Origin of the sequence: Paenibacillus pectinilyticus, from assembly GCF_001700435.1 — a bacterium.
In the GTDB taxonomy this organism is placed as follows: domain Bacteria; phylum Bacillota; class Bacilli; order Paenibacillales; family NBRC-103111; genus Paenibacillus_E; species Paenibacillus_E pectinilyticus.
In genome coordinates this window covers 960,941-984,352 of the sequence record NZ_LYPC01000027.1, presented here as the reverse complement: position 1 = coordinate 984,352, position 23,412 = coordinate 960,941, and the positions used below count along the sequence as shown (strand labels likewise).

General features: G+C 46.8%; 18 protein-coding genes. 2 read left to right on the top strand and 16 right to left on the bottom strand.

Annotated elements, in window-relative coordinates; genetic code table 11:
• Positions 1 to 11: 11 nt before the first annotated feature.
• From A8709_RS25915 to A8709_RS25900, 4 genes are all read right to left on the bottom strand, one after another.
• Positions 12 to 878, bottom strand: a complete 867-nt coding sequence (locus A8709_RS25915) for a DMT family transporter (RefSeq protein WP_065856572.1) — start codon at positions 876 to 878, stop codon at positions 12 to 14.
• A gap of 39 nt (positions 879 to 917) precedes the next feature.
• On the bottom strand, positions 918 to 3,134 hold the full coding sequence (locus A8709_RS25910; protein WP_065856569.1) for a GDYXXLXY domain-containing protein: 2,217 nt from the start codon (positions 3,132 to 3,134) through the stop codon (positions 918 to 920).
• 98 nt (positions 3,135 to 3,232) lie between these two features.
• On the bottom strand, positions 3,233 to 5,053 hold the full coding sequence (locus A8709_RS25905; RefSeq protein ID WP_084225437.1) for an ABC transporter ATP-binding protein: 1,821 nt from the start codon (positions 5,051 to 5,053) through the stop codon (positions 3,233 to 3,235).
• Complete coding sequence (locus A8709_RS25900) at positions 5,037 to 6,791, bottom strand: ABC transporter ATP-binding protein (RefSeq protein WP_244163318.1); 1,755 nt, start codon at positions 6,789 to 6,791, stop codon at positions 5,037 to 5,039. The genes A8709_RS25905 and A8709_RS25900 overlap by 17 nt, the downstream gene beginning before the upstream one ends.
• A gap of 139 nt (positions 6,792 to 6,930) precedes the next feature.
• Here A8709_RS25900 and A8709_RS25895 point away from each other — a divergent pair, with 139 nt between their 5' ends.
• Together A8709_RS25895 and A8709_RS25890 are read left to right on the top strand one after the other, a co-directional pair.
• Positions 6,931 to 7,137 carry a YrzA family protein gene (locus A8709_RS25895; RefSeq protein ID WP_065856566.1) on the top strand — a complete coding sequence of 69 codons (207 nt, stop codon included), beginning with the start codon at positions 6,931 to 6,933 and terminating at the stop codon, positions 7,135 to 7,137.
• 1 nt (position 7,138) lies between these two features.
• Positions 7,139 to 8,056: an AraC family transcriptional regulator gene (locus A8709_RS25890; RefSeq protein ID WP_065856565.1), complete on the top strand. Its 918-nt coding sequence runs from the start codon at positions 7,139 to 7,141 to the stop codon at positions 8,054 to 8,056.
• A gap of 17 nt (positions 8,057 to 8,073) precedes the next feature.
• Here the strand turns inward: A8709_RS25890 and A8709_RS25885 are convergent, their stop codons facing one another.
• The 12 genes from A8709_RS25885 to A8709_RS25830 all read right to left on the bottom strand — a co-directional run bounded on the left by A8709_RS25885 (position 8,074) and on the right by A8709_RS25830 (position 23,281).
• Positions 8,074 to 9,033, bottom strand: a complete 960-nt coding sequence (locus A8709_RS25885; RefSeq protein WP_065856563.1) for an acetylxylan esterase — start codon at positions 9,031 to 9,033, stop codon at positions 8,074 to 8,076.
• Between the two features lie 24 nt (positions 9,034 to 9,057).
• The gene (locus A8709_RS25880; RefSeq protein WP_065856561.1) at positions 9,058 to 10,713 is read right to left on the bottom strand and encodes a hypothetical protein; all 1,656 of its coding nucleotides are present in this window, start codon (positions 10,711 to 10,713) and stop codon (positions 9,058 to 9,060) included.
• A gap of 1,265 nt (positions 10,714 to 11,978) precedes the next feature.
• Positions 11,979 to 13,094: an alanine dehydrogenase gene (gene ald, locus A8709_RS25875; protein ID WP_065856559.1), complete on the bottom strand. Its 1,116-nt coding sequence runs from the start codon at positions 13,092 to 13,094 to the stop codon at positions 11,979 to 11,981.
• A 124-nt stretch (positions 13,095 to 13,218) separates the two neighbouring features.
• Complete coding sequence (locus A8709_RS25870; protein ID WP_065856557.1) at positions 13,219 to 14,844, bottom strand: PucR family transcriptional regulator; 1,626 nt, start codon at positions 14,842 to 14,844, stop codon at positions 13,219 to 13,221.
• A 241-nt stretch (positions 14,845 to 15,085) separates the two neighbouring features.
• Positions 15,086 to 16,228: a DUF2264 domain-containing protein gene (locus tag A8709_RS25865; RefSeq protein ID WP_065857386.1), complete on the bottom strand. Its 1,143-nt coding sequence runs from the start codon at positions 16,226 to 16,228 to the stop codon at positions 15,086 to 15,088.
• A gap of 7 nt (positions 16,229 to 16,235) precedes the next feature.
• Positions 16,236 to 17,357 (bottom strand): glycoside hydrolase family 88 protein, encoded by a 1,122-nt coding sequence (locus A8709_RS25860; protein WP_065856555.1) that lies wholly within the window; start codon positions 17,355 to 17,357, stop codon positions 16,236 to 16,238.
• 475 nt (positions 17,358 to 17,832) lie between these two features.
• Positions 17,833 to 18,615, bottom strand: coding sequence for an SDR family NAD(P)-dependent oxidoreductase (locus tag A8709_RS25855; protein ID WP_065856553.1), 783 nt, complete (start codon positions 18,613 to 18,615; stop codon positions 17,833 to 17,835).
• Positions 18,616 to 18,789: 174 nt separating this feature from the next.
• Positions 18,790 to 19,875, bottom strand: coding sequence for a Gfo/Idh/MocA family protein (locus A8709_RS25850; protein ID WP_065856551.1), 1,086 nt, complete (start codon positions 19,873 to 19,875; stop codon positions 18,790 to 18,792).
• Between the two features lie 177 nt (positions 19,876 to 20,052).
• On the bottom strand, positions 20,053 to 20,718 hold the full coding sequence (locus A8709_RS25845) for a hypothetical protein (RefSeq protein ID WP_065856549.1): 666 nt from the start codon (positions 20,716 to 20,718) through the stop codon (positions 20,053 to 20,055).
• 96 nt (positions 20,719 to 20,814) lie between these two features.
• Complete coding sequence (glpX, locus tag A8709_RS25840) at positions 20,815 to 21,780, bottom strand: class II fructose-bisphosphatase (protein WP_065856547.1); 966 nt, start codon at positions 21,778 to 21,780, stop codon at positions 20,815 to 20,817.
• Positions 21,781 to 21,825: 45 nt separating this feature from the next.
• Positions 21,826 to 22,629 (bottom strand): pyruvate, water dikinase regulatory protein, encoded by an 804-nt coding sequence (locus A8709_RS25835; RefSeq protein WP_065856545.1) that lies wholly within the window; start codon positions 22,627 to 22,629, stop codon positions 21,826 to 21,828.
• 16 nt (positions 22,630 to 22,645) lie between these two features.
• Positions 22,646 to 23,281: a helix-turn-helix transcriptional regulator gene (locus A8709_RS25830; protein ID WP_065856543.1), complete on the bottom strand. Its 636-nt coding sequence runs from the start codon at positions 23,279 to 23,281 to the stop codon at positions 22,646 to 22,648.
• Positions 23,282 to 23,412 lie beyond the last annotated feature (131 nt).

Sequence of the window (23,412 nt, the reverse complement as noted above, 5' to 3'; positions counted from 1 at the left end):
AAAGTCTAAATTTAGGATGCTACGAGCTTCATCATCAAGATGCCCATCATCGCAATCGCAAGACCGGATTGTTCCATTTTGGAGAATTTATCCTTCAAAACAAAGCGCGTATAGAGCAACACGATCAAAACATTAAGCGCCACTACCGCTGACACAAGACCCGTTTTTCCTGCTGCGAACCCATGAATAATAAGTACCATACCAACTACGTTCGTGATGCCAATGACCATGCCGAAGAGGAATGTCTTCCGTTCGGTCCAGGAATTACCCGCCGCGCGTTGCGGAGATCCCTTTTTCTTATCTCTCCACCACCATAAGGCAAAACACACCGTACCGGTCGTAAACATGAAAAACAACGTAGGGAACAGACTCGCATGAACAAGGGTTGTCCATTTGCTAGATAAGTCGTTGCCTGCAAATAAGAAGAGTGCGATTACGCCCCAACCCGCCCCTTGCAAATTACCCCAAGTAATATCATTCGAGTAGCGAACGAACAAAATCCCGATCACAATGACAACAAAGGCAAACAGTTGAAACAAGTTCAACCGCTCACCCCAGAGGATATACGCAAATAACACGACAACAACAGATGGTAATCCTGTCAAAATAGCAACCAACGAGGCTTTGCCAACTGCGAAACCCTTGAACATGCTAGCGTTCGCCCCGAAAGAAAATAATCCCATTTGAACGCCGATTAAAGCAGATACTTTCCATTCTGGCTGTGAAATTAATGCACAGGCTAAGCTGACTAGCGCCCCCATCGCGAACGTACCGCAAAGCAGTACATTGCGATTTAAGGCTTGCTGACTAGTCCAATGATAGAGAATACCCCGCAAGCCAAAACTCACTGCTGCGAGGACCGAAAATAAAAGCCACATGATGTTACATACCTCATTCTTTCTCTTAAGATGCTGATGTTATTGATCGGTTAAACGAACTAAGATGGCATCACCGCTGGCGGATACTTTCACTTCTGCAAACTTCGCATTATGTTCGTAGTCTCTTCCTGTCCCTTCGGGGACGAAAAACGTTTCGATGCCATAGTCAATACCTTCATAGCCTGCTTTATTGCCATTCAAGCGTACCTCATCCGTTGCAAGCGACTCTCCCTCGTGATACTCACGAAGAAACTCATAGACACCCGTCGTGCCTTTCGGTGCAAGAACGACGGCTATCTTCCCTTTCGCTGTGCGCTCATCCAAGTTATCATGAAAGATTGGCGGCTCTGAAATTGTGTAACGCAAACGCACATAGTCACCTTGAATAAGCGATCGAGGATCTAGCGGCTGCAGCTGCAGCTTAATCAGCTTACCATGACTGAGTAGATACTCGCTTTTGCCAATTTGAAGAAGCATGGCGCCTACTTGCAATAGGACTAAAAGGGCGATAATCCAACGATTCCGACCATATCCCAATGGCTGGACCGATGCGTCCGGCTGGAGTCCCTTCTTTTTTTCAAACCAAATCGTAAACCCAAGTATCAATAGTCCGATGATTGCGAAGCTAATGGATTTATGCAGAAGCTTCCAAGCTACATCATAATATTTGTATACGAGGAAAGCGATCCAGAAACTCATCGACCATGCGTACATCCAACGTATCTGGAGATGCCTGCTCAGTAGAATACCTGCAAATACCAAGAGGAAAAAAAGGACATTCGTGACATAGTACCAGCCTGATTCTATGATAAAAGTTAAAGAGAATAGGGTCAACAGGAATGACGGATAGCTGCTGTACAAGATGGGCTCTCGAAAGTCTTGCTGCCGAATCAGTCTTCCACCTGCGAACAAGAGGAAGAGCAAGCCAGATAGGATGCTAAGTACAGTGACACCACTATTCACCCAATCGAATAAGACGAACGCAACAAGGATGACCGAGGCTAGGTAAAATAAGATCCGTGTAACCAAGCCTTTCAAATATACGAAGGCTGCGACGGTTAAAACCAGGAAGAGGAGCAGCATCGACGATTTACCTGTTCCCACTGATGCGCCTGTCCCCAGCATCAGACCACTGATGAGGATCGTAAACCTTGCTAAACTATTCAATCTTTTTGCAATGAGCATGCCGATGACGGAAAGCAAGCCATACCCAATGAAAATATTGGGATCATCGAACCCAAATACGAGCGTAAATAAACCAATTAATGTGACACTGCCAAGTAAAGAACCAATAATAATAACGGATATCGACAGCACACGAACGATCCATTTGGAGAAATCGCCATGCTTAGGTGCCGCATCTGAAGTCGTAGGTTCCACGTCAGTGCTACGATCTTCTAGCTCCAATTTCGGTTGCCAAGCGCGAACATAGTTCATGAACATCACATTGGCTCCGATGAACACGATAATGAACAACAAGCTAACGATAAAAAATAATTCGTTATGATACGAAATGATCACTTCAATGTACTTCACGATTATCGCCGCCGATACCCATAGACCTGCAAACAACAGATACATTTTATTCTGCGTTCTATGTGCATACAGGATGGCTAAGGCAAGAACAGCAATGAGAGGCAGATTCATCCACAACCCGAATTTCTCAAAAGTATGCGAAAACGATACGATGAGGAAAATACCTATTGTGACTTGAAATGACACCCATTTGAGAAATGGCGAATAGATACGGCCTTTCTCGAAGAGTACGAACAACGTGGTATTCACGATGGCTAAACCTAGCCATATAGCGATCGTAGCGCCTTCGGATTCCGAATAATCTCCCCATTTTGGGAAGAAAAATAGTCCGTACGTGAGATGTCCCAGCAGATAACTTAGCACATAATAGGGCTGCCACTTGGTTAAGATCGCATACAGAATTGCTGGCAGGAACCATACCAGAAACAGGCTGTAGCTGTCTGCATGGGAGTTGTACGTTTGACCGATTAGGCCAATACCAAACCCAAAGGATATACAGCTTGCAAACAAGCTTAATTTACTCAGAAAGTCTCTTCCCACTTGACGTGAAAGCCAAACAGATAGACCATAGAACCCTAGGATGAGCACAAATATCGGAATAAACTTCTCTAACCGGTTCAACTTCTCCCAATTGGAAGCAAAGAAGTAACCGATCGCAGTTAAAAGAGCACTAGCCCCCAATACATACCCCAATTGGATCATGACTTGGTTGGATTTCATGCTGTTCTCCCCCTCTCGACTTACTTCTTATTGTACAGGAGATCACGCTTTTGAGAAGTACTATCTATTCCTAGTACCTGATCATTAGCCTACGGAAATCAACCTATGGAAGACATTGTACTCCCATCCACCGCGTCATGCGCCATACTTCCTTGGGAATGATGATATAGCTGCTCATAAAAGCCCTGTAAGGCAAGTAATTCTGCATGTGTACCCTCTTCGACGATTTCACCTTGACTCATCACGATAATCCGATCGGCGTGCATGATTGTGGAGATCCGGTGTGCAATCACGATGGTCGTTCGGCCTTCGGCCACCACGCTGAGCGCTGTCTGAATCAATTGCTCGGTCTGTGAATCTAGATTAGCAGTCGCTTCGTCAAGAATGAGAACCTTAGGCTGAAATACAATGATCCGCGCAAAAGAAATCAATTGCCGCTCGCCCGCAGACAACCCGCTCCCTCTCTCCGAGATGCGTGTGTCATAGCCATCCTTCATCCTCGCGATGAGCGCATCTGCACCCACCAAGCGGCATGCATCGATGACAGCCTCACGAGAAATGGCTGGGTCGAACATCCGAACATTTTCAAAAATGCTGCCCGCATATAAATATGGTTCTTGTTGAACCAAGCCAACAGCACGGTGAAGATCGACCTGTGAAATGTCTCGAATATCAACGCCATCAATCTGAATGCTGCCCTCCAGGACATCATAGAAGCGGCACAGCAAGCTAATCAAAGAACTTTTTCCGGCCCCCGTGGTACCCACGATGCCAATCATTTCGCCAGGCGCAATATGCAGCTCCAGATCATCGATGACAGGCGTATCCTTCTGATAACCAAAATGAACATGATTGAAATGAATGTCCCCTTTAACGTCTTTCAACGGAATCAGCTGCGAAGCTTCTTTATCCATAACCTCCGGTTTCACTGAAAAAACATTCCAAATCCGACTCATCGATACCGTTGTCGATTGCAGCGTATTCCATTGTTGGGTAATATTATTGATCGGCTGAAAAAACTGTCTAATGTACGTAATGAAGGCATAGAGCACACCAAACTCAATCGCCTTATCGAAGACGGCAATACCGCCGATCCAGGTTATGAACGCAACCGATAAGTTGCCTAAGATGTCAAAAGAACGGTTAAATAACACATTCGTCCGAATTTCTCTCAAATTCGCTTTGAAATACCCTGTATTCTTATCCGCGAAGCGATTCATTTGCTCTTTCTCTTGGTGGAACGCTTGAATGAGATGCATACCCGATAAATTTTCGGCTGTGAATGCCACCATTTGAGAAAGCATCGAACGTGAGAGTTGGTAGGTTTTGCGCATATAACGACGGAAACTCACCGCAATCAGTACAATGATGGGAATAACAATCATACTGTACATCGTTAAGGTAGGGTCCAAGTGATACATTAACACAATAATGAAAATCAAGGTCATACTATCTCGAACTAAACTGAGCAGCACTTGCGTAAAAAATTGGTTTAGTGTCTCCGTATCGCTGGATACATGGGTAATCAGACTGCCGCTCGGCGTTTTGTCATAGTAGGACATCGACTGTCTAAAAATATGTTGGAATAGATCCTTGCGAATTTTGGCCACGATGCTCTGACCTGCGAATTGCAGCAGATTATTTTGTAAATAGCTAAAAAACATACTGCTAATGGACAATAAGCCATAGAGCAGGCAGATCATGATCAGGGCATGAAAGTCATTTTTCCCGATCATCAAATTATCATCAATAGCGATTTTCACTAAATAGGGCTGAAACAAATCCGCCGCGATGCCGAGCAAAGCACAGACGACAACAGCCAAGAAGGTCCATCTGTGCGGCTTCGCGTAGGCGGCCAATGATCGAAATGATTCCTGCGTCTTCTTGCGATCTAGCGGTGTTTTATTCGGCTTGGACATCGTCGCCGCCTCCTTCCTGTATCGCATAAAGCTCGGCATATAAGCCTTCTTGGGTGAGCAGTTGCTCATGCGTGCCCCGCTGAACAATGCGCCCTTCATGCAGCACGATTATTTCATCGGTATGCTTCAAGGCCGAGATGCGATGAGCAATCCAGATTGTCGTCTTATTCGATCGCTCTTCACGAATCGCATCGATAATGTGCTTCTCTGTCACAGAATCGACGGCACTGACACTGTCATCGAGGATCATCAAAGGGGAATCCTTAATGATTCCCCTTGCCAAGCTCGTACGTTGGCGCTGCCCTCCCGATAAAGTGACGCCACGTTCACCGAGCTTCGTCTCAAACTTTTCTGGGAACGAGATGATGCTATTCAAAATTTGAGCTTTGTTCGCAGCGTGCTCTACTTTCTCTAGGGAAGATTCTCTTTGGAAGAAGGCAATATTATCGCGAATTGACGTCGAGAACAGGAACCCTTCCTGCGGCACGTAGGCGATTTGATTCCGCAAGCTTTCTAGCGTCACGTCACGGATATCACTATCGCCGATCCAAACCGTGCCCTCCGGGGGATCATAGATCCGCAGCATGATTTTCATCAGTGTAGATTTACCGCTTCCTGTTTTGCCAATAATCCCAATGGATTTTCCCGGCTCAATGGTCAGTGAAATATCATGAAGCACTTCATCTTCATCATCCGGATAGGAGAACGACAGATGCTCAATGCGAATCTCCTCTTGATCCAGATGTGTAGGCTGAGCAAGCTCATGCTGCTTAATTTCCGATTCCAGCGTCAACAGCTCGTTGATTCGATCTAAGGACGCGCGCGAACGCTGCATCGTATTAATCACACGACCAATTTGCTGCAACGGGTTCACCATCATCCGAATGTAGAGCGTCAATTCAACGAAATTCCCAATGGTAATCTGTCCATGAATCGTCAAATAGCCTCCAAACGCAATCGCAATAATGAGCGATAACGCACCCAGAAACGGAATTAACGCTTCAAATAGCGAGGATAGCCGAACAAGTTTCAGCTGATTATCACGTATGTTATCAACCGTTTCACTGAATCTGCTCATCATGATCGGTTCTACGGCGAATTTCTTGGCAACGCGAATCCCGCCGAATTGCTCCTCAGCCGACTCTGTCATCTTTCCTAACGCTTCTTGGACCTTCAAGGATCGATTCTTGATGACAGGCTGAAACTTAACCGAAAACACCGGAATCAATAGCAACGGAATGACACTGATAAAAATAACGTATAACGGTATGGCACTTAGCAGCATCGTGACGATTACGGCGCCAATAAGGATTACCGAGTTAACGATCTGGTTAATGCCCATCGAGATGGATTCACGAACGACAGTGACATCATTCATCACATAACTCAGCAGTTTTCCAACACCATTTTTCGAATAAAACGTAGCTCCTAGATGGGTAAAATGGTCAAACAACCGGTTTCTCGTTTCAAACTCGAACCGTCGGCCGTTTCGCATGATCATATATTGACCAATTGCGACTAATACGCCGTATGTAACGCCGATCAGCAATAGCTGTACACTGTATTCAACAATTAAGCTTTTGCTCAGGCCACCCAATTTCAATTGGTCCGTAAATTTCCCAAGCAGCTTCGGGTAATACGATTGAACAATATTCCCTACCGAAATAGACAGTGCGGCGATCACATACAACGGCCATTTCTTCAATAAGAAATCAACTAGTAACCGTGTAGGCTTCAAAACAACATCACTTCCCATTCAAGTTTGATTTGCATTTCCCAGTATACGCCTATTCAGGTATACTTCCTATATCAGATATTGACGTTATACTTAGATAAACCGTCAACAATTTACATCAATTTTCAGGAGGCGAATCCGCATGGACTTTCTATTAGATCGGATTGAGAATAAAATCGAGTTTTTTCAAGCTTACGATATGAAAACGCTTGAAGTGAAAATTAACGACCAAATTGATAATAATAAAGCGCTCATGCTAGATGTTTATGCGATTCAGCATCATATCGTTTTTGATCCGAATGCGGGTAAAATGCTATATAGTGCTGTTGTTCATTTCAAAGTAAAATAGGATGACCATCAAACGCAGCATTATGGAATCGGGCGGCCATCTGTATTTCGTTCCTGAGTTGCCCCTCTATGTAAATCGAGTACATGAATCTTTCGATATGCAGCAGCATACCCATGATTTCATTGAAATCAGCTATGTCGCTGAGGGAAGCGGCTCCCATTATATCGAGAACTCTTCGATGAAAGTAGCCAAAGGTGATCTCTTTTTTCTACCAGTAGGCGTCTCGCATGTATTCCGCCCTTCCACTACGAATCAGAAGAACCCTTTGATCGTCTATAATTGTATTTTTACCCACGCATGGATGGAAGACCTGTTAAAGCATTCTTATTTGATGGGCGAGCGTGAGCTTTCGCAGCTATTCGCACCAACTGCTGAACGGGCTGAAAGCACAGCATGGCTTTCCTTTCAAGAGAAGAACGGCGAATTCCAGCCGCTTTTTGAACGCTTACATTTTGAATATAAGGCGCGTCGTGTTGGCTTTATTACCGTCATGCAAGCCTGTGTCGCACAGTTACTCGTCTATATGCACCGCGCACATATTGAATCTCACGTCGAAGTAACGGATACGAGTCTGCAAGGATTAGAAAGTTTGCTCACGTATATCCGGATGAATTGCAGCAGTTCCATCACATTGAAAGAAGCAGCCGTCAAACTCTCATTAAGCGAACGACAGCTTCAACGACAAATGACCAAGCTAACGGGCATGAGTTTTACAGCTTTTGTACAGCATGCTCGGTTGGACGTTTGTTGTCATTATTTACGAGAAACGACAGAAAAAATTAGCAGTATTGCTGCGCTTATCGGGTACCACGATGTGAAATTCTTCAATGAGCTGTTCAAAAAAATGATCGGTGTCACCCCAAGACAATATCGGGCGCAGCACGCAGAGCGGAAAAAACCACTTTCATCGCAAGGATGAGAGTGGTTTTTCGTATGTTAGAGATCAAGCATAAATTGAAGCGTCAAATCACCGAAGCCAGGTAACCCTTCATGACCGTAATCAGGGAAAATTTCTAGCTTTTTGTTCGCTTTGATTTTGTTATATGCGGCAAATTGGGTGGATGGCGGACAAACCGTATCCATGAGCCCAACCCCCATCATCACTTCGCCTTGGATGCGATCAGCCAAGTATTGGATATCAATATAGCCCAATTTTGTGAAATATTCATCCTCGCGTTTGTGCTGTGGATCGTGGCGACGGAAGAAATCTTTCAGCTCTTGATACGCATCTTTGGCCAAATCCATATCCCAAACACGTCTGTAATCACTTAGGAATGGATAGACGGGTGCTAACTTCTTAATACGTGGCTCTAACGCTGCACAGGCAATCGTCAAAGCACCGCCTTGGGAGCCGCCCATTGCACCAACACGTGCAGGGTCAACTTCGGGCATATTCATGGCAATACCTGCTAATTGTGCAGTATCCAAGAAAATATCGCGGAATAACAGCTGATCTGGGTGATCGTCCAAACCGCGAACGATATGACCTCGTAGTGTCGTCCCTTTGACACCGCCAACATCTTCTGACAATCCGCCTTGACCGCGGCAATCCATGGAGAAGAAGGAATAGCCAAGCGCAACATAAGGAAGCTTATCCTGCCAATCCCCTGAACTTCCTGAATAGCCGTGGAATTGAACGATCGCAGGATGTGACTCAGTCGCATGCTTTGGACGCAAATATTTGGCGTACACACGCGCACCTTTTACACCTGTGAAGTACAGATCGAAACACTCGGCATAAGGCACTTGAAATTCACTCGGACGAAGCTCAATTTGTGGATCTACGGCTTTCATTTCAGCAATTGCGCGGTCCCAATACGCCGTAAAGTCTTCGGGACGTGGATTAATGCCGTCGTACGTAAGAAGCTTTTCTAATGGATAATCAATAGCTGGCATAGGTGCATCCTCTTTTCTAAAGTGTTAAGCGACCGTATACGAAGACCAATCAATCGGAATCTCATTGATAAGTCTACTAATTTCTTGATTAGGGCCACTTGCTAGCAACAACGTTTGCTGACTCAAGGATGTATAGGAAATTTCGTTGTTTGGTACATATTGGGGTTGCTTGCTCTTCATTCGGTCTGCAAAATGGTGAACGTCGCTGATGCCATATGAGGCTGCCATAACTTGATCGACGCACTCAACGACAACGGCATTCGCTCTGCCTCGGCTAGTGACAAAAATACGGTCGTCCAGCACCTCTCTGTCATACGCCTGTTGTATGTAGACTGCCATGTATACTTCGCCAACTCGTCCAAACAATCCATGAGGCTCTTCTACCCACTCGCCTAGAGGTAAACATCCCTTGATGTAGGCAGGTTGATCATCCGGAATCGCATAGGAAGCCATAATCACATTCTCATGAAAAAGCACTTCTGTGTATTCGCTTTGATGACGTAAATCTCCTTCTGGCTGCTCTACATCCGGATGAAAAAAATAAGCATGATTCACGCCCTCTTGGGTCGTATCTAACGGGAATGCAACATCCCAGCGATGTTGTTCATTATCAAACTCTCGGATTCGCTCCCACATGCCACCCATTGCGAAGCTTTCCGTGAGGTAGACATAGCTATGTAGAAAGTCTTTCTCATGCACAGCTGTTCCAATTTGTTTCGGAATCTGCCGTTTGATTTCGACCGGCTCTGCACGGTGTAACGCCTTTTGTCTACTTGCAAGCGGTGCTTCATACACAAGAAAGCCGGCATATTCCGTTCTAGGCATGTGATCCGGCAACTGGAAGTCTCCGAATTGTACATAGTCATGCAGCACGTTGGTATCCTTAGGCATATCATGTGGCCAAATGCGGGCATGCGGGCCTACCCATGCACCTCCCAGATAGAACGTTGCCCGTTCGTTCCACAGATAATCCAACATGCGGGATAGCTCGTGACGGATTTCTCCATCTTCAATAAGCTGCCACGCGCAGGTAAAAGCCTGTACCCAATGCCAGAACCACGGCAATCCGCCGTATTCCGTCATCCCATGCTCCTTGATCCGAGCGAGTGTAAGACGCAGGCTTTCGTACCCATCAGCAACCAAAGCCTCGTCCCCGTATCGTTGCCCGAAAATTAGCTTGGCTGCGGTATATTTGGCTTCATGATGACCAAAATAGGTGACTGGCTTCCTGTAAAAGTTGCTGTTGTAAATATGGCGAATGCTCGTCTCGAATGCCTCGCGAAGGGCATCACTTAACTGCTCCTGATATCGCTGAGCAAAGTACACCATCAAGCTCCCCATTAGCTCAACAGGGAGTGTATTCTTAGACGCCTCTTGCGGCGTTGGTCTTAAATTAAGCGGCCAGTGACCATAGGTCTCACTCGCTGGGTTCTGGTCCTGAATCTCCAGCAAATGATGGAAAATGCGCTCTGCTTTATCTTTTGCAGCTGTGCGGTCGCCTTCAAAAGTGATGGCTGAATCAACAGAAGCGGCGAATAAATACGATGCATAGTAGAAATTATCACGAACATCGCCTTCAAACAGAAAGCCATTACTCATAATGGGTTGCGCATAAGCCGCTGTGGCAATTCGTGTTATGATCTCATCTTGTCGTTGTTGAATGGAAGTCAAAATTGTCATCTCCTATTGGAAAGCTTGATCTAGCGTTATTGTCGTGCTTGGAAAGCGGGTGGATAGGATGGATAAGCGGGATGAATAAAATGGTAAAGTGAATAGTTTAAGTCGAAATAATAAGGGTCATTACTTGTAATGATAAAAAGACATACCGTGTATGCTAGAGGACATTAGTTGAAACGTTTCACTTTTACAATTTTATATGCTATTAAATGAAGCGTCAATGCGAAGTTACGGCTGCTAGTTATGCGATAAATAAGTGGCTGTTACAGCTGCAATAATTGTTGCAAGGCACGTCAATTTCAAAAAGAAGAGGATGTGTGGTTCGCGTAGACCTTGGTTCTCACTTGTATGTCGATTTTTTCGACTTATTCCCTTGCGCAGGCCTCAGGTCTATCCTGTATGTCGATTTTTTCTGCTTATTCGCTTGCGCAGACCCAGTTCCGCCATCTCACTGCTGCGGAGTCAAGTTTTACTCGAGTTAATCGGGTTTCCCGGCTATCTCACCTCCGCAGGACACTATTCTACTCAAGTTACCCGGGTTTCCCGACTATCTCACCTCCGCGAGCCCCGATTCTTCTCGAGTTAATCGGGTTTCCCGGCTATCTCACCTCCGCAGGACACTATTCTACTCAAGTTACCCGGGTTTCCCGACTATCTCACCTCCGCGGGCCCCGATTCTACTCAAGTTAATCGGGTTTCCCGGCTATCTCACCTCCGCGAGCCTAGATTCTACTCGAGTTATTCGGGTTTCCCGGCTATCTCAGCACTGCGGGACCCTATTCCACTCAAGTTACCCGGGTTACCCGACTATCTCTCTGCCGCGGGCCCCGATTCTTCTCAAGTTACCCGGATTTTCCCTCTATCTCACCGCCGCTTGCCCCGTTTCTACTCGTGTTATCAGCTTTCCCGACTATCTCTCTGCCGCGGGCTCCGATTCTACACAAGTTACCCGGGTTTCCCGACTATCTCACCTCCGCGAGCCTCGATTCTACTCGAGTTATTCGGGTTTTCCGGCTATCTCACTGCTACGGGCCCCGATTCTACTCGAATTAATCGGGTTTTCCGGCTATCTCTCTGCCGCTGGCCCCTATTCTACACGAGTTAATCGGGTTTCCCGGCTATCTCACCTCCGCGAGCCCCGATTCTACTCGTGTTAGCCGGATTTTCCCTCTATCTCCCCCCATTTCCTTCATCCACCATTAACCCCATAAAAAAAGACCATCCCACAGGTAATATTACCTGTGAAACAGCCTAATCTTAGCAGTCTCCTATTGGATCAATGAATAAATATCCGTATGCGTATATCCATTTGCTTCGGCAACTGCTTGATAGGTCACATGACCTGCAGCCACATTGATGCCTTTGGCAATGGCTTTGTTCTCAAGGGCTGCGCGAGCGAAGCCTTTACTTGCAATTTGAAGACCGTAGGTAGTTGTTACATTCGTCAACGCCAATGTGGAAGTGCGTGCCACTGCGCCCGGCATATTAGCCACTGCATAGTGGATAACGCCATGTTTCACGTAGGTCGGCTGATCATGCGTTGTGATGCGGTCGATCGTCTCGATGGATCCGCCTTGATCAATGGCAACGTCAATGATCACACTGCCTGGACTCATCGTCATCACCATGTCCTCCGTCACGAGACGAGGTGCACGTGCACCAGGGATGAGCACAGCGCCGATAACCAAATCCGCGTTACGCACAACTTCCGCGATGTTATAAGGGGTGGACATGATCGTTTTCACACGTCCCTGAAATTGATCATCCAGTTGACGAAGTCGATCTGCGTTCAAGTCAACGATGGTCACGTCCGCACCGAGGCCAACGGCCATTTTCGCTGCGTTGGCCCCGACGATGCCGCCGCCGATTACAGCAACTTTACCTGGCTCAACGCCAGGCACGCCGCCAAGAAGGATACCTTTGCCCCCATGAGCTTTCTCCAAGAAATGCGCACCGATCTGGACAGACATGCGGCCCGCCACTTCACTCATCGGCGTTAATAACGGAAGTCTTCCATTGTCGAGTTGAATCGTTTCATAAGCGATGGCGGTTACCTTTTGACTGACCAAAGCATGTGTCAATTCAGCCTCTGGTGCAAGGTGTAAATACGTGTACAAAATCAAGCCTTCATGAAAATAACCATATTCCTCTGGAAGTGGTTCTTTGACTTTGACTACCATATCAGCGGACCATACTTCAGCTGCGGTGGCAACAATTGTCGCACCTGCGGCCTCATAGTCCTCATCCCTAAACCCAATGCTATAGCCTGCTAATGTTTCAATTCGCACGTCATGCCCAGCTTTTTTGTATGAAAGCACTGAGCTCGGTGTCATGCCTACGCGAAACTCATTATTTTTAATTTCCTTCGGAACCCCAATAATCATGCGGCATCAACCTCTCTCTGGAGGACCCCATCCTTACAAGATCACTCTCTACTTGACTCCAAGTATAAGAGAGATTCATGCGCGTTCCATTAGACATTTTGTCAAAAAATGACCCCAATTCTTCTCACAATTTCTTCTCCGGATACAACAATTGGTAAGCCCGAATTCCGACTTGCAACGCCAATCGCTTCTCCGGTTGCATATAATCAGCACCTAGCAGCTCTTCAATTTTATCCAAACGATAGTAAAGGGATTGCCGCACGATAAAAAGCTGCCCTGCAGCCATTTGCTTCGAACCGTCATGATCGAGGAATACTTTGAGTGTACGCAGGAGCTCGCTTCCTTTGGACTCATCGTGGTCAATAATGGGACCCAGATACGTTCGAATGAACGATTGCAGAATCTTTTTATCCGAAATATGAAAAAGGAGCTCAAACACACCCAACTCATCATAGAACATGACTTTCTTGTGAGGCAGTGTAGCCGTCAATGACAGCGCTTGAAGCGCTTCTTGATAGCTGCGATGGGCTTGCATGAAGCTTTGGTTAGGCTGTCCAACGCCGATTTTTAAGCGGATATTCTCGTCTGCTTTCATGTCCTGAAGGGACCCGAACACGTGCTGCAAACGCTCCTTCGCCGATTTCTTTGGCGCTTTATCGAACGCAACGACAACAAGTCGGTTATGCTTTAACGTAATTAAAGGGTGAAACAGCTGCCCCTCAAAAATCGCCCTAACCGCAAGCGATAGATGCAAGCCTACCGACTCAATTCCCTCCTCTTCCGTGGAAGGTTCCCCCTCTTGTTCCTCTTCAAATTCAATCAAGATGACTTGATACGGGAGTGCGTTCAGCCGCTTAAATTCAGCTCCAATCAGCACTTTTATCTGCTCTTCATCATGAATGCGCATATGAAGCAGATCATCAACCCAGAGCGTCTGCGAATACAATTTGCGCTCTTCCATATATCGTTTGCGCAGCAAATCCTGTGCGATGGAGAGCGAGGCTGAGTCCAAAATCAAATACTCGTATTCCAGCGGCTTCCGATCCAGCACGAGTAAGAGGTGGGCCCAGGTTTTGCCCATAGCTCCCACGGGTTGAACGATAACGGTTTGACTCCCCACCTCTTCCACATAAGGTACTGTTCCTTGTCGTAGTACGGACAGCCACTGCGCCGACTCCTTCTTACCGATGGCAGGTATGAATTTGGGCTGTGCATCCCCAGGCACATAGATAACTTGTGCTTTGGTACTGCTGTGCAAGAGCGCAAGCACATGCGAGACACCTTGCGAAGATAAGGTCATGCGGTGAAATTCACGCGATATTTTCTCCAAATCCTGAAGAACTTGATGGTGCTGATTAATGATATACGAATGAATATCCTGCGTAATCTCAATAAATCTCACGGCTTCTGGGAAAATAATGAGCGGCAAATCATGGGCTTCAGCCGCATCCATCCACGTTTGCGGGACTGAGCTTAAATAATGTCCCATCTCGATGCAGAGACAGGATACCTGTCTAAGAATTAACTGGTCCAGGTAGGTTAAGAACAATTGCGTATCATTTTTGAAAGCAGCACCCGTGGTTAGGATCATTTCTCCGCCTTGCAAAAGCTGTTCAAACTGGCTCACTTCGATAATATGAACCCAGCGTACCAGCCGACCAAGTCCGAGTTTACCAGCCGCGATATAGGCGTGTTGAAAGGAGGGGCGTTTCAAAACCTCTTCAACGGTTAGTTGATAGTGTTGGTTCACGGACAGTCACTTCTCTCTATTTGCTTGGATCTCGTGTTCCCTTTAATAGTTATCCACAATTTATAGTTGAGAGTATTTGTGGATAGTTACTCAATCAGAGGGAACTGCACCTAATGGCTGAAAACGAGTTATTTACCCCTAAGTTTACACGAAAGTTGGGGTGCTGCAAAAGCAAAAAGGCCTTAGTCCAATGAAATTCAGGACCAAGGCCGTTAAATCAATTTATTGTAGTAATAATCAACTAATACAGCGCCGAGTCGATGGCAACTTTCTGGCCTGACCACACCTGCTGTGTGGTCCACGGTGCATCGGCATCTTGCCAGAACGCATCGTCTGCCGCCAAGCCCAGTGGAAGAAAGACAGCTGAACATAAATATAAGCTGCCTGTCGAGATATAAGGCTCCCCAAGCTCTGGTTGGTGCCCACAGAGCCCAATTCTCAGCCAGCCACCTTCATCGAAGGTGCCGGGAGCTTCAATCAACCTGCGGATTACGGCCGTTAGTGCACCGCGTACCTGCGCTGGCGTAACGCCCGTTGGCAGCTCACGTCGCAAAGCCGTTTGAGCCAGCGATTGAAACGCGCCGAAGCGGTACGCGAGGGAACGGCCTATCGCCGGGAACGTTCCTTCTGGCGAGATCGAGCGCTCTTGAACAGTTGCGTAACGCTGAGCACGTTTTAGGATGTTGGAGCGCATTTTACCCCAATCCTCGTAATGCTCCTGAACATGCTCAATGATGTCGACCAACATCGGCTGAATGACAAAGCTGTTGTAATAATCAGCATGGTATTCAACGCCGTCGCCGTACATCCCATCGCCAAGATACCACTGTTCATGCTGCTTCAAAGCAAAGTCAACACGCATATGATCCCAGTCCTCGCCCATCACACCGAGCGCTGTTTCTGTCATCGCCGCGAAGAGAAGCCAGTTATTGAAGCCAGGTTTGCGGGTACGTGAAGTTTTCATTGCAGTTGCAAGATTCACTTGGACCTTAGCATCCAGGTTATGCCACAACGTGTTTGGTGCACGCAAAATCGCGTGTGCCAAGAATGCCGTATCTACAATCGGCTGCATTCCTTCCGCGAAATTCAAGAAATCCGGCGAATCTGGGTCTGTAGCCGCATCCATCGCCTCACGGACTAACTTACCGTACGCAACGCGAAGCTTCTCTTCTTCGGCGTCCTGTGCAGGCTGCTCCAGCCACGGCGCAATCCCTACAAGCGTACGCGCGAAGGCTTCAAGATGCGTGAATTGACGCTGCTCTTCTTTTTTACATTCGACAGGCATTGTCGCACGTAATTTTCTTGCTGCTAGTGCTCGGAGCACAGGCTCTGCTATACGAAGCATGGTCTGCACCCAGTAGGCACGATCATTTTCAGTTGCCATTTGCGAGTTATTCATACCAATATCCCTTGAACCCTTTCTCTAAACGTAATAGTGCTTCTAAGTAGTAATAGTCGCCCCAAATCACATAATCATCCGGCGCCGCACCGCCGCGAACACTATAGGATCCACGCTCTAAGAAACCTTGAGCATCCGGTTTACCGATCGTCGCATAAGATTTCACCAATCCTGCCATCGAGCGTTGAACACCATTTTCTAGGTAGGCACGATCTGGATCATCTGCAGCCAAATGCTCCAATATTTCCAAAGCCCCTGCAGATGCAATCGCTGATGCTGAGCTGTCTCGTTTCGTCTCCGCGTTGACAGGCGCATCGAAATCCCAATAGACCACATCATCTTGTGGTAACCGATCAAAGAAATAACGTGCTAAGCGTTTGGCCGTTTCTAAGTAAAGTGGATTTTTCGTATAGTGATACGAAAGCGCAAAGCCATAAATTCCCCATGCTTGTCCACGTGTCCACGTCGAACCATCTTGATATCCTTGATGCGTGCCGCCATGTAACGGCTCACCTGTTTCTTGATCGAAATAGAACGTATGGTAAGAGGAATCATCCCCACGTACCAAATAGCGTCGCGATAAATCCGCATGAATAACGGCAACCTCTTTATATTTAGTATCCCCTGTTTGCTCGTATGCCCAATACAATAATGGAAGATTTAACAAACAATCGATAATAATGCGTCCACCATTGTGCTCATCGCCTTCTGGTCCCCAAGCTTGAATATATTGCCCCTTCGGTCTCCAACGCTTCATCAACACATCTGCAGCTTGCAGTGTTAGTTGCTTTGCGTTTTCATCTTTTTCAAGAATCCACTGTGCCTTGGACGACAACGAATATAAGAACCCTATATCATGATGATCTAAAGATACGTGGTTTTCAAGTCTTTGCTTAAAACTTGCCACCGTTTTCTGAGCCGCTTCTTGGAACACTTTGTCCCCGCTATATTGATAGCTGAGCCACAGAATACCTGACCAGAAACCGTCTGTCCAATCTGTATTCGGATTCAAATGATAAATATCGTTTTCACTGACATGAGGGAACAGATCCCCAAAACGCTCAATATTGACTTTCGTTTTCTCTAAAGCATCCTCAATCGCTTGTTTCCACATGTGAGCATCTCCCCGTATCATCCAATTTAATAGGAAATCCTTCGACCTAGTTAAACGTTTAACATTCTACTTCAGATTAAATTGAAACGTTTAACCTGTCAAGTAAAATTAACGATCGGGCACTCATCCAAAGTAGGAAACGTGTATGTAGAAAATAAATTTTATATTTTAAAAAAAAGACTCATCTTTTCAAAAAAAAATAAAACCATCCTCGACTTTCTTACGTAATACTATCCATGCATGACATTCTTTCAGGGTTAGGGAGGTTTCTTGCTTATGACAATGACATTTGCTTTTCACCAAAACACTTCAATTCGGGACGCTATCTCTATGGTAGTCTGGTATCTGAGAAAGAAGCGTAGAGCGTAAGACGGACCGTTTCCCTATGAATCATAGTTAAATGAACAAAGCCCATGGCTTTCCAACTGCGGAGAGTCATGGGCTTTGTTCTGTTTTTCTAAAAATACACTGCTTCTTACAGCGCGGCGCTTTTGCCGCCATCAATATTCACGGAAGTACCTGTCACATAGGAGGCAGCATCTGATGATAAAAAGGTAATGACATTCGCCGCTTCCTCTGCATTGCCGATCCGGCCAAGCGGAATATCATGCTTCGGATCATGGGCGAATTCTTCCCACGTCAGCTCTGGTGCAACCCTTTTCCAAACCTTCTCAATCTGGTCACTGCGAAGCGTTCCGATACACACCGTATTCACGCGGATACCCGCTGAACCCAGATCCTTGCTCATGGCATTGGTCAAAGCCAGTCCAGCTGCTCGGCTGACCGAGGTTGGGAGGGATGATGCGGGTGGTGTTTTGGCCGCGGAAGTCGTAATATTCACAATCGAGCCGCCGCCTGCTTCGCGCATATGAGGAATGGCAAAACGTGAGCAATGAATCGCCCCGAACAATTTCAACTCCAAATCATTGCGCCATACATCAGTCCCTACTTGCTCAAACGGCGCAGCAGCAGAAGTACCCGCATTATTCACAAGAATATGCAAGCCGCCGAAATGACTCACTGTTTCTTCAATCGCACGTTGACAATCGGCTTCTGACGTAACATCCGCTTGAATCATCAGGACGTCACCTTCTGTCAAATCCTCGATCTGGAAAACGGCTTCTTGCAGCTGCTCAGCATTGCGCGCGAGAATCGCCACTTTTGCCCCCTCACGGGACATCGCGATGGCCGTTGCAAGCCCGATACCTTTACTGCCTCCTGTGATTAACGCAACTTTATTCTGTAAACCAAGTTCCATGATGATCGCTTCCTTCCTAGCTAATGGCATAAGTCCAACCTACCTTCAAGCATACGCCATTTCCCCTGTTTGTTTCAAATTTCATTGCGAACTAGGCGAACATAAAAAAACCATCAGATCAACTGATCCTGACGGTCATTTTCATTATCTTTTGATTCTGCGGGCACTTGCTGTCTACTCGCTCAAATAAACAGCCTTCCCGGTACGCGCAGACTCGTAAATGGCTTCAAGAATTTGCGACAATACATATGCTTGTTCAGGTGTCACGACTGGCTCTAAGTCTTGATCAATCGCATTGATCCACGTACGCATTTCCAGATCTGCATCACTTTCTTTGGCCCCATCATAGAAGGCTACGCCCCCCGCTTTCAAATCCACCTCTGTTGTGAATAAGCGGCTATGTTTCTCGCCATTGATGCGCAATCCGCCTTTCATGTCGGCTCCACCTTCTGTACCGCTTAGGGAGCATTTCGCTTCGTCGACTTCGAGCGTATTTAAAGCCCAGCTGGATTCGAGCATAATGGTCGCACCATTTTCCATCACGATCATCCCGAATGCTGAGTCTTCCACTGTGAATTTAGAAGGATCCCATGGACCCCAAGCGTTGGCAGCGTTTTCCTTTTGGGACAATTCGTGATAAGAAGTTCCCAAAACAACCTTTGGTTTGTAATTATCCATCATCCAAAGCGTAAGATCGAGTGCGTGAGTACCAATATCAATCAACGGGCCTCCACCTTGCTTCTCTTCATCGAGGAAAACGCCCCAAGTCGGAACAGCACGACGGCGAATCGCATGTGCTTTCGCAAAATAAATATGACCAAGCTCACCCTCTGCACATACACGTTTCAAATGTTGGCTGTCCGCGCGGAAACGGTTGTTGTAGCCGATTGTCAGCTTTTTGCCTGTGCGCTTCGCTGTTTCCATCATGCGTTTGGCATCTTCAGCTGTTTTGGCCATCGGCTTCTCGCACATGACATGCTTGCCTGCTTCAAGCGCAGCAATCGAAATTTCAGCGTGTGAAATATTCGGTGTTAATACATGAACGATATCGATCGTTGCATCTTGCAGAACTTCTTTATAATCCTCGCAAACAAGTGCGCCTTCACTACCATATTTCACTGCAGCTGCTTCTGCTTTCTCTAGAACGATATCACAGAAAGCGACGATTTCCACATTCGCAAGCTTACTTAAACTCGGCAAATGTTTCCCGTTCGCGATTCCACCACAACCTATAATTCCAATTCGATAAATACGTGACATGTGAAGACCTCCAGTGGGTTTATAACTTCCATTTGCGTATCTGATATACTGAAAACTGTCCTAAATGTAGCATAGGAAAACGCTTATTTTAAGTCTAACTTTCGGACAATCATACTCAGAAATTACGACATGAGAAAAACCAGGAGCAATTCGCCCCTGGCTCCAATCCTGCCATCTTTAGCTGCCGCCGGCTCGCCTTTGAGCATCCTCCAAATAACTTCGATAGAGGGGCTCATTCGGTTGATCACGTGTCAGATCTTCATAATAACGTGCGACTTTTTGAAAATAGTACGCGTGCACATCTGTGGTAGGCACCAGTCTGTGAGGCTCCCAACGATACGTTTCGACCCGGAACGCCTGACCTTGCTCTTGGACCCAAAGTGCAATCTCACATAGTCCATCTTGCCCATTTCGTGTCGGCATATCTTCAATCTCGAGATGACTGTACGTTGTCCCTGGCGGAATCACACGCTGGAATCCGTTCTGTGTCCATTGAATAATATCCAATTCAGCTGCGGGTTCGTCTGTCTTTTGCCATCCGATAAGTACGTCCCAACCTTCCTTGCGTGACACCGGCGCTGCTGCAAAATCCCTCACGGCCAGTTGCTTACCTGTTGAAGCAGATCCGATCGGAAACCAATTACCGGAGTACTCCTTCAACGAAAATAAATATTGATTCCCCAAATATCTATACAAGGCTGTTATTTCAGGGAATCCATCCCCATCCACATCGGCATACAGAATCGCCGCGGGATCTCCTTGCTGCTGCAATACGACGATCTCAGCCTCCTGAGGTATGCAGCTGCGGACGACGGAAAGGAAATCAATCGATGACAAGCTCATGGTTATCCCTCTTTTCACATCTTCTCAATGAAGTATATGCAAAGGGGGACTTGGCACATGTATAGCTTTCTGATGGATGAAAAGGTGGCGAACAACTTATGCGCTGCCGCGCCTTTCCTCGTGTAACTGATGAACACATTGGATGAAACGTACCGTTTGGGTCTGGGCTCTCATGACGACGGAATGTGTTTGAGCACGACCGCCCCAGTCATATTTGACACCACTTAAGAAATCCCCAGAGGTCACGCCCGTTGCCGCGAAAATAATGTCAGCATCGCCTACAAGCTCCCGCATGCCTAGTACTTTACTGGGATCCATGATACCCATTTCCTGACAGCGCTGATGCTCCTCCTCATTCTCCGGAAGGAGTCTGCCTTGCAGCTCGCCACCCATACACCGGAGGGCTGCCGCCGCTAATACGCCTTCAGGCGCTCCGCCTGAGCCCACGTGCAGATCGATCCCCGTCTCGGGGAAAGCAACCGCCATCGCACCTGCGACATCTCCGTCGCTGAGCAGATAGATTTTGACACCTAATGCACGCAGCAGCATGATTTGGTCCGCGTGCCGATTACGGTCGAGAATCGAGACAGTGAGCTCAGAGATTTTCTTTTGCAGCAAAGAAGCCGCTTTACGAATGGTAACCTCGAGTGAATCATCCAGACTGAGCTTACCTGCCAAACGCGGACCTACCGCCAACTTCGCCATATACATATCTGGTGCATGAAGAAGATTCCCCTTCTCGGCAATCGCCACGACGGAGAGCGCGTTATTCCTGCCACTCGCCACGATATCCGTTCCTTCAAGCGGGTCAACAGCCACATCGAATTCAGGACCTGTACCGCTTCCTACTTCTTCCCCGATGTACAGCATGGGCGCTTCATCCATCTCGCCTTCACCAATCACCACCGTACCGCGAAAGGGAACCGTGCTAAACACCTCACGCATGGCCGAAGTCGCTGCACCATCTGCGCTATTCTTATTCCCTTTCCCTGTCCAGCTTGCTGATGCTATGGCAGCGGCTTCAGTTACCCGCACGATCTCCAATGACAAATCTCTGATCATGAGTGATTCACCCTTTCGATTTAGGTCTGATGCATTATTGATGCGTTAAGCTCTTTCCGCCAAAATGATACCCGCTGTTTCCTCAATGGCCTTCTCACTCACATCAATGACCGAACAACCCAGTTCCTTGTACAGCCGCTTGGCAAAAGCTAATTCTTCCTCTACGCGCTCATGTGTTGCATATTTTGCTCCAAAAGGAAGCCCCACGGCTTTCAGCCGTTCCGTACGAATACCAATAAGCTTATCTGCGCTCATCGTGAGTCCAACCAGCTTTTTAGGATCAAGCTCATAGAGAATGGCAGGTGGTTTAACCTCAGGAACAAGCGGATAGTTCGATACTTTATAGCCTTTATGGGCTAAGTAGATACTAAGAGGTGTTTTGGACGTACGCGATGGTCCGATCAGGACAATGTGTGCTTGCTTCATGGTACTTGGATCCTTGCCGTCATCACTTTTAACAGTGAATTCCACCGCTTCAACTCGTTGATAGTATTGCTCATCCAATTGATAGAGCAGTCCGACTTTTCTTTTGGGCGAATCCTTAAAGGTATCAATGAACGCTTGCATCATCGGCCCCATAATGTCAATCGCATTTACATTGTTTCGTATTGCTTCCTGACGCATCATTTCCCTGAGCTCAGGCAATACAAGGGTGTAGGCAATAAAACCTTTCACACGGGAAGCTTCTTCTACAATGGCGCGCACTTCATCTTCTGTTCGGATGGAACCATAACGTTTCACTTGAACTTGACTAGCGTTAAATTGCCTTATTGTGGCTTGAACTACTGTATTTGCCGTTTCTCCTACCGAATCCGAACACACGAAAATGGTATGCAGCTTATCTCCCATGCAAACTCCCCCTGATTTACGTTCCCAGCGCTACATCCAGCAGCAATTTGGTCATTGTTGTTTTCGTAATTCGGCCGACCACTTCAAGGCCTTCCTTGCCTTCGATCGACTTAATGACAGGTAAACTGTCGACTTCGTGATGAATCATTTTGCGTGCTGCGTCCAGCACACTATCTTCTGGCTGAACGGTAATGATGTTCGGTTGCCTCGTCATGACAAGCGAAACCGGCATTGCCGTCGCTGTTGCATGTCCAAGCGTCACCTTCAGTAAGTCCTTACGTGAGACGACCCCAGCAAGCGTACCTTCCATATTGACGATCATCAGACTGCCCACATTTTCGAGAAAAAGAGTAACGACGGCGTCGCTCACTGTAACGGTTTCCCTTAGTACGACAGGGATGCTCATGACATCCTTCACTTTCCTTGTTTCGATCCCCTTGAAAGGAGTGTGTGTGTCGAGAGCGGCCGTACCTAGGAAATAACCGACCTTGGGCTTGGCATCAATGTGTCCTAGCATAACTAAAACAGCCAAATCCGACCGTATTGTCGGTCGACTAATCCCCAATAGTTCAGCGATTCGTTCGCCCGCAATTGGCGCATGTTTACCGACGAGATCAATAATTTCTAACTGGCGGGCTGTTAGCTCGATGATGTTTCCCTCCTAAAGCAGTTAATTACGACTATATAGTGTGTTCTATTAGTTATATATTGTATATTATATATCAATTTCAAGAAATATAAAGTTGTTTATTGCCTATAAAAGAAAAATTTATCACCTATTAG

Bases quoted from the DNA above. Each gene is read 5' to 3' on its own strand.
- A8709_RS25915 (WP_065856572.1), bottom strand. From the start codon at position 878: ATGTGGCTTTTATTTTCGGTCCTCGCAGCAGTGAGTTTTGGCTTGCGG.
- A8709_RS25910 (WP_065856569.1), bottom strand. From the start codon at position 3,134: ATGAAATCCAACCAAGTCATGATCCAATTGGGGTATGTATTGGGGGCT.
- A8709_RS25905 (WP_084225437.1), bottom strand. From the start codon at position 5,053: ATGTCCAAGCCGAATAAAACACCGCTAGATCGCAAGAAGACGCAGGAA.
- A8709_RS25895 (WP_065856566.1), top strand. From the start codon at position 6,931: ATGGACTTTCTATTAGATCGGATTGAGAATAAAATCGAGTTTTTTCAA.
- A8709_RS25890 (WP_065856565.1), top strand. From the start codon at position 7,139: ATGACCATCAAACGCAGCATTATGGAATCGGGCGGCCATCTGTATTTC.
- A8709_RS25885 (WP_065856563.1), bottom strand. From the start codon at position 9,033: ATGCCAGCTATTGATTATCCATTAGAAAAGCTTCTTACGTACGACGGC.
- A8709_RS25880 (WP_065856561.1), bottom strand. From the start codon at position 10,713: ATGACAATTTTGACTTCCATTCAACAACGACAAGATGAGATCATAACA.
- ald (WP_065856559.1), bottom strand. From the start codon at position 13,094: ATGATTATTGGGGTTCCGAAGGAAATTAAAAATAATGAGTTTCGCGTA.
- A8709_RS25865 (WP_065857386.1), bottom strand. From the start codon at position 16,228: ATGGCAACTGAAAATGATCGTGCCTACTGGGTGCAGACCATGCTTCGT.
- A8709_RS25860 (WP_065856555.1), bottom strand. From the start codon at position 17,357: ATGTGGAAACAAGCGATTGAGGATGCTTTAGAGAAAACGAAAGTCAAT.
- A8709_RS25855 (WP_065856553.1), bottom strand. From the start codon at position 18,615: ATGGAACTTGGTTTACAGAATAAAGTTGCGTTAATCACAGGAGGCAGT.
- A8709_RS25850 (WP_065856551.1), bottom strand. From the start codon at position 19,875: ATGTCACGTATTTATCGAATTGGAATTATAGGTTGTGGTGGAATCGCG.
- A8709_RS25845 (WP_065856549.1), bottom strand. From the start codon at position 20,718: ATGAGCTTGTCATCGATTGATTTCCTTTCCGTCGTCCGCAGCTGCATA.
- glpX (WP_065856547.1), bottom strand. From the start codon at position 21,780: ATGATCAGAGATTTGTCATTGGAGATCGTGCGGGTAACTGAAGCCGCT.
- A8709_RS25835 (WP_065856545.1), bottom strand. From the start codon at position 22,629: ATGGGAGATAAGCTGCATACCATTTTCGTGTGTTCGGATTCGGTAGGA.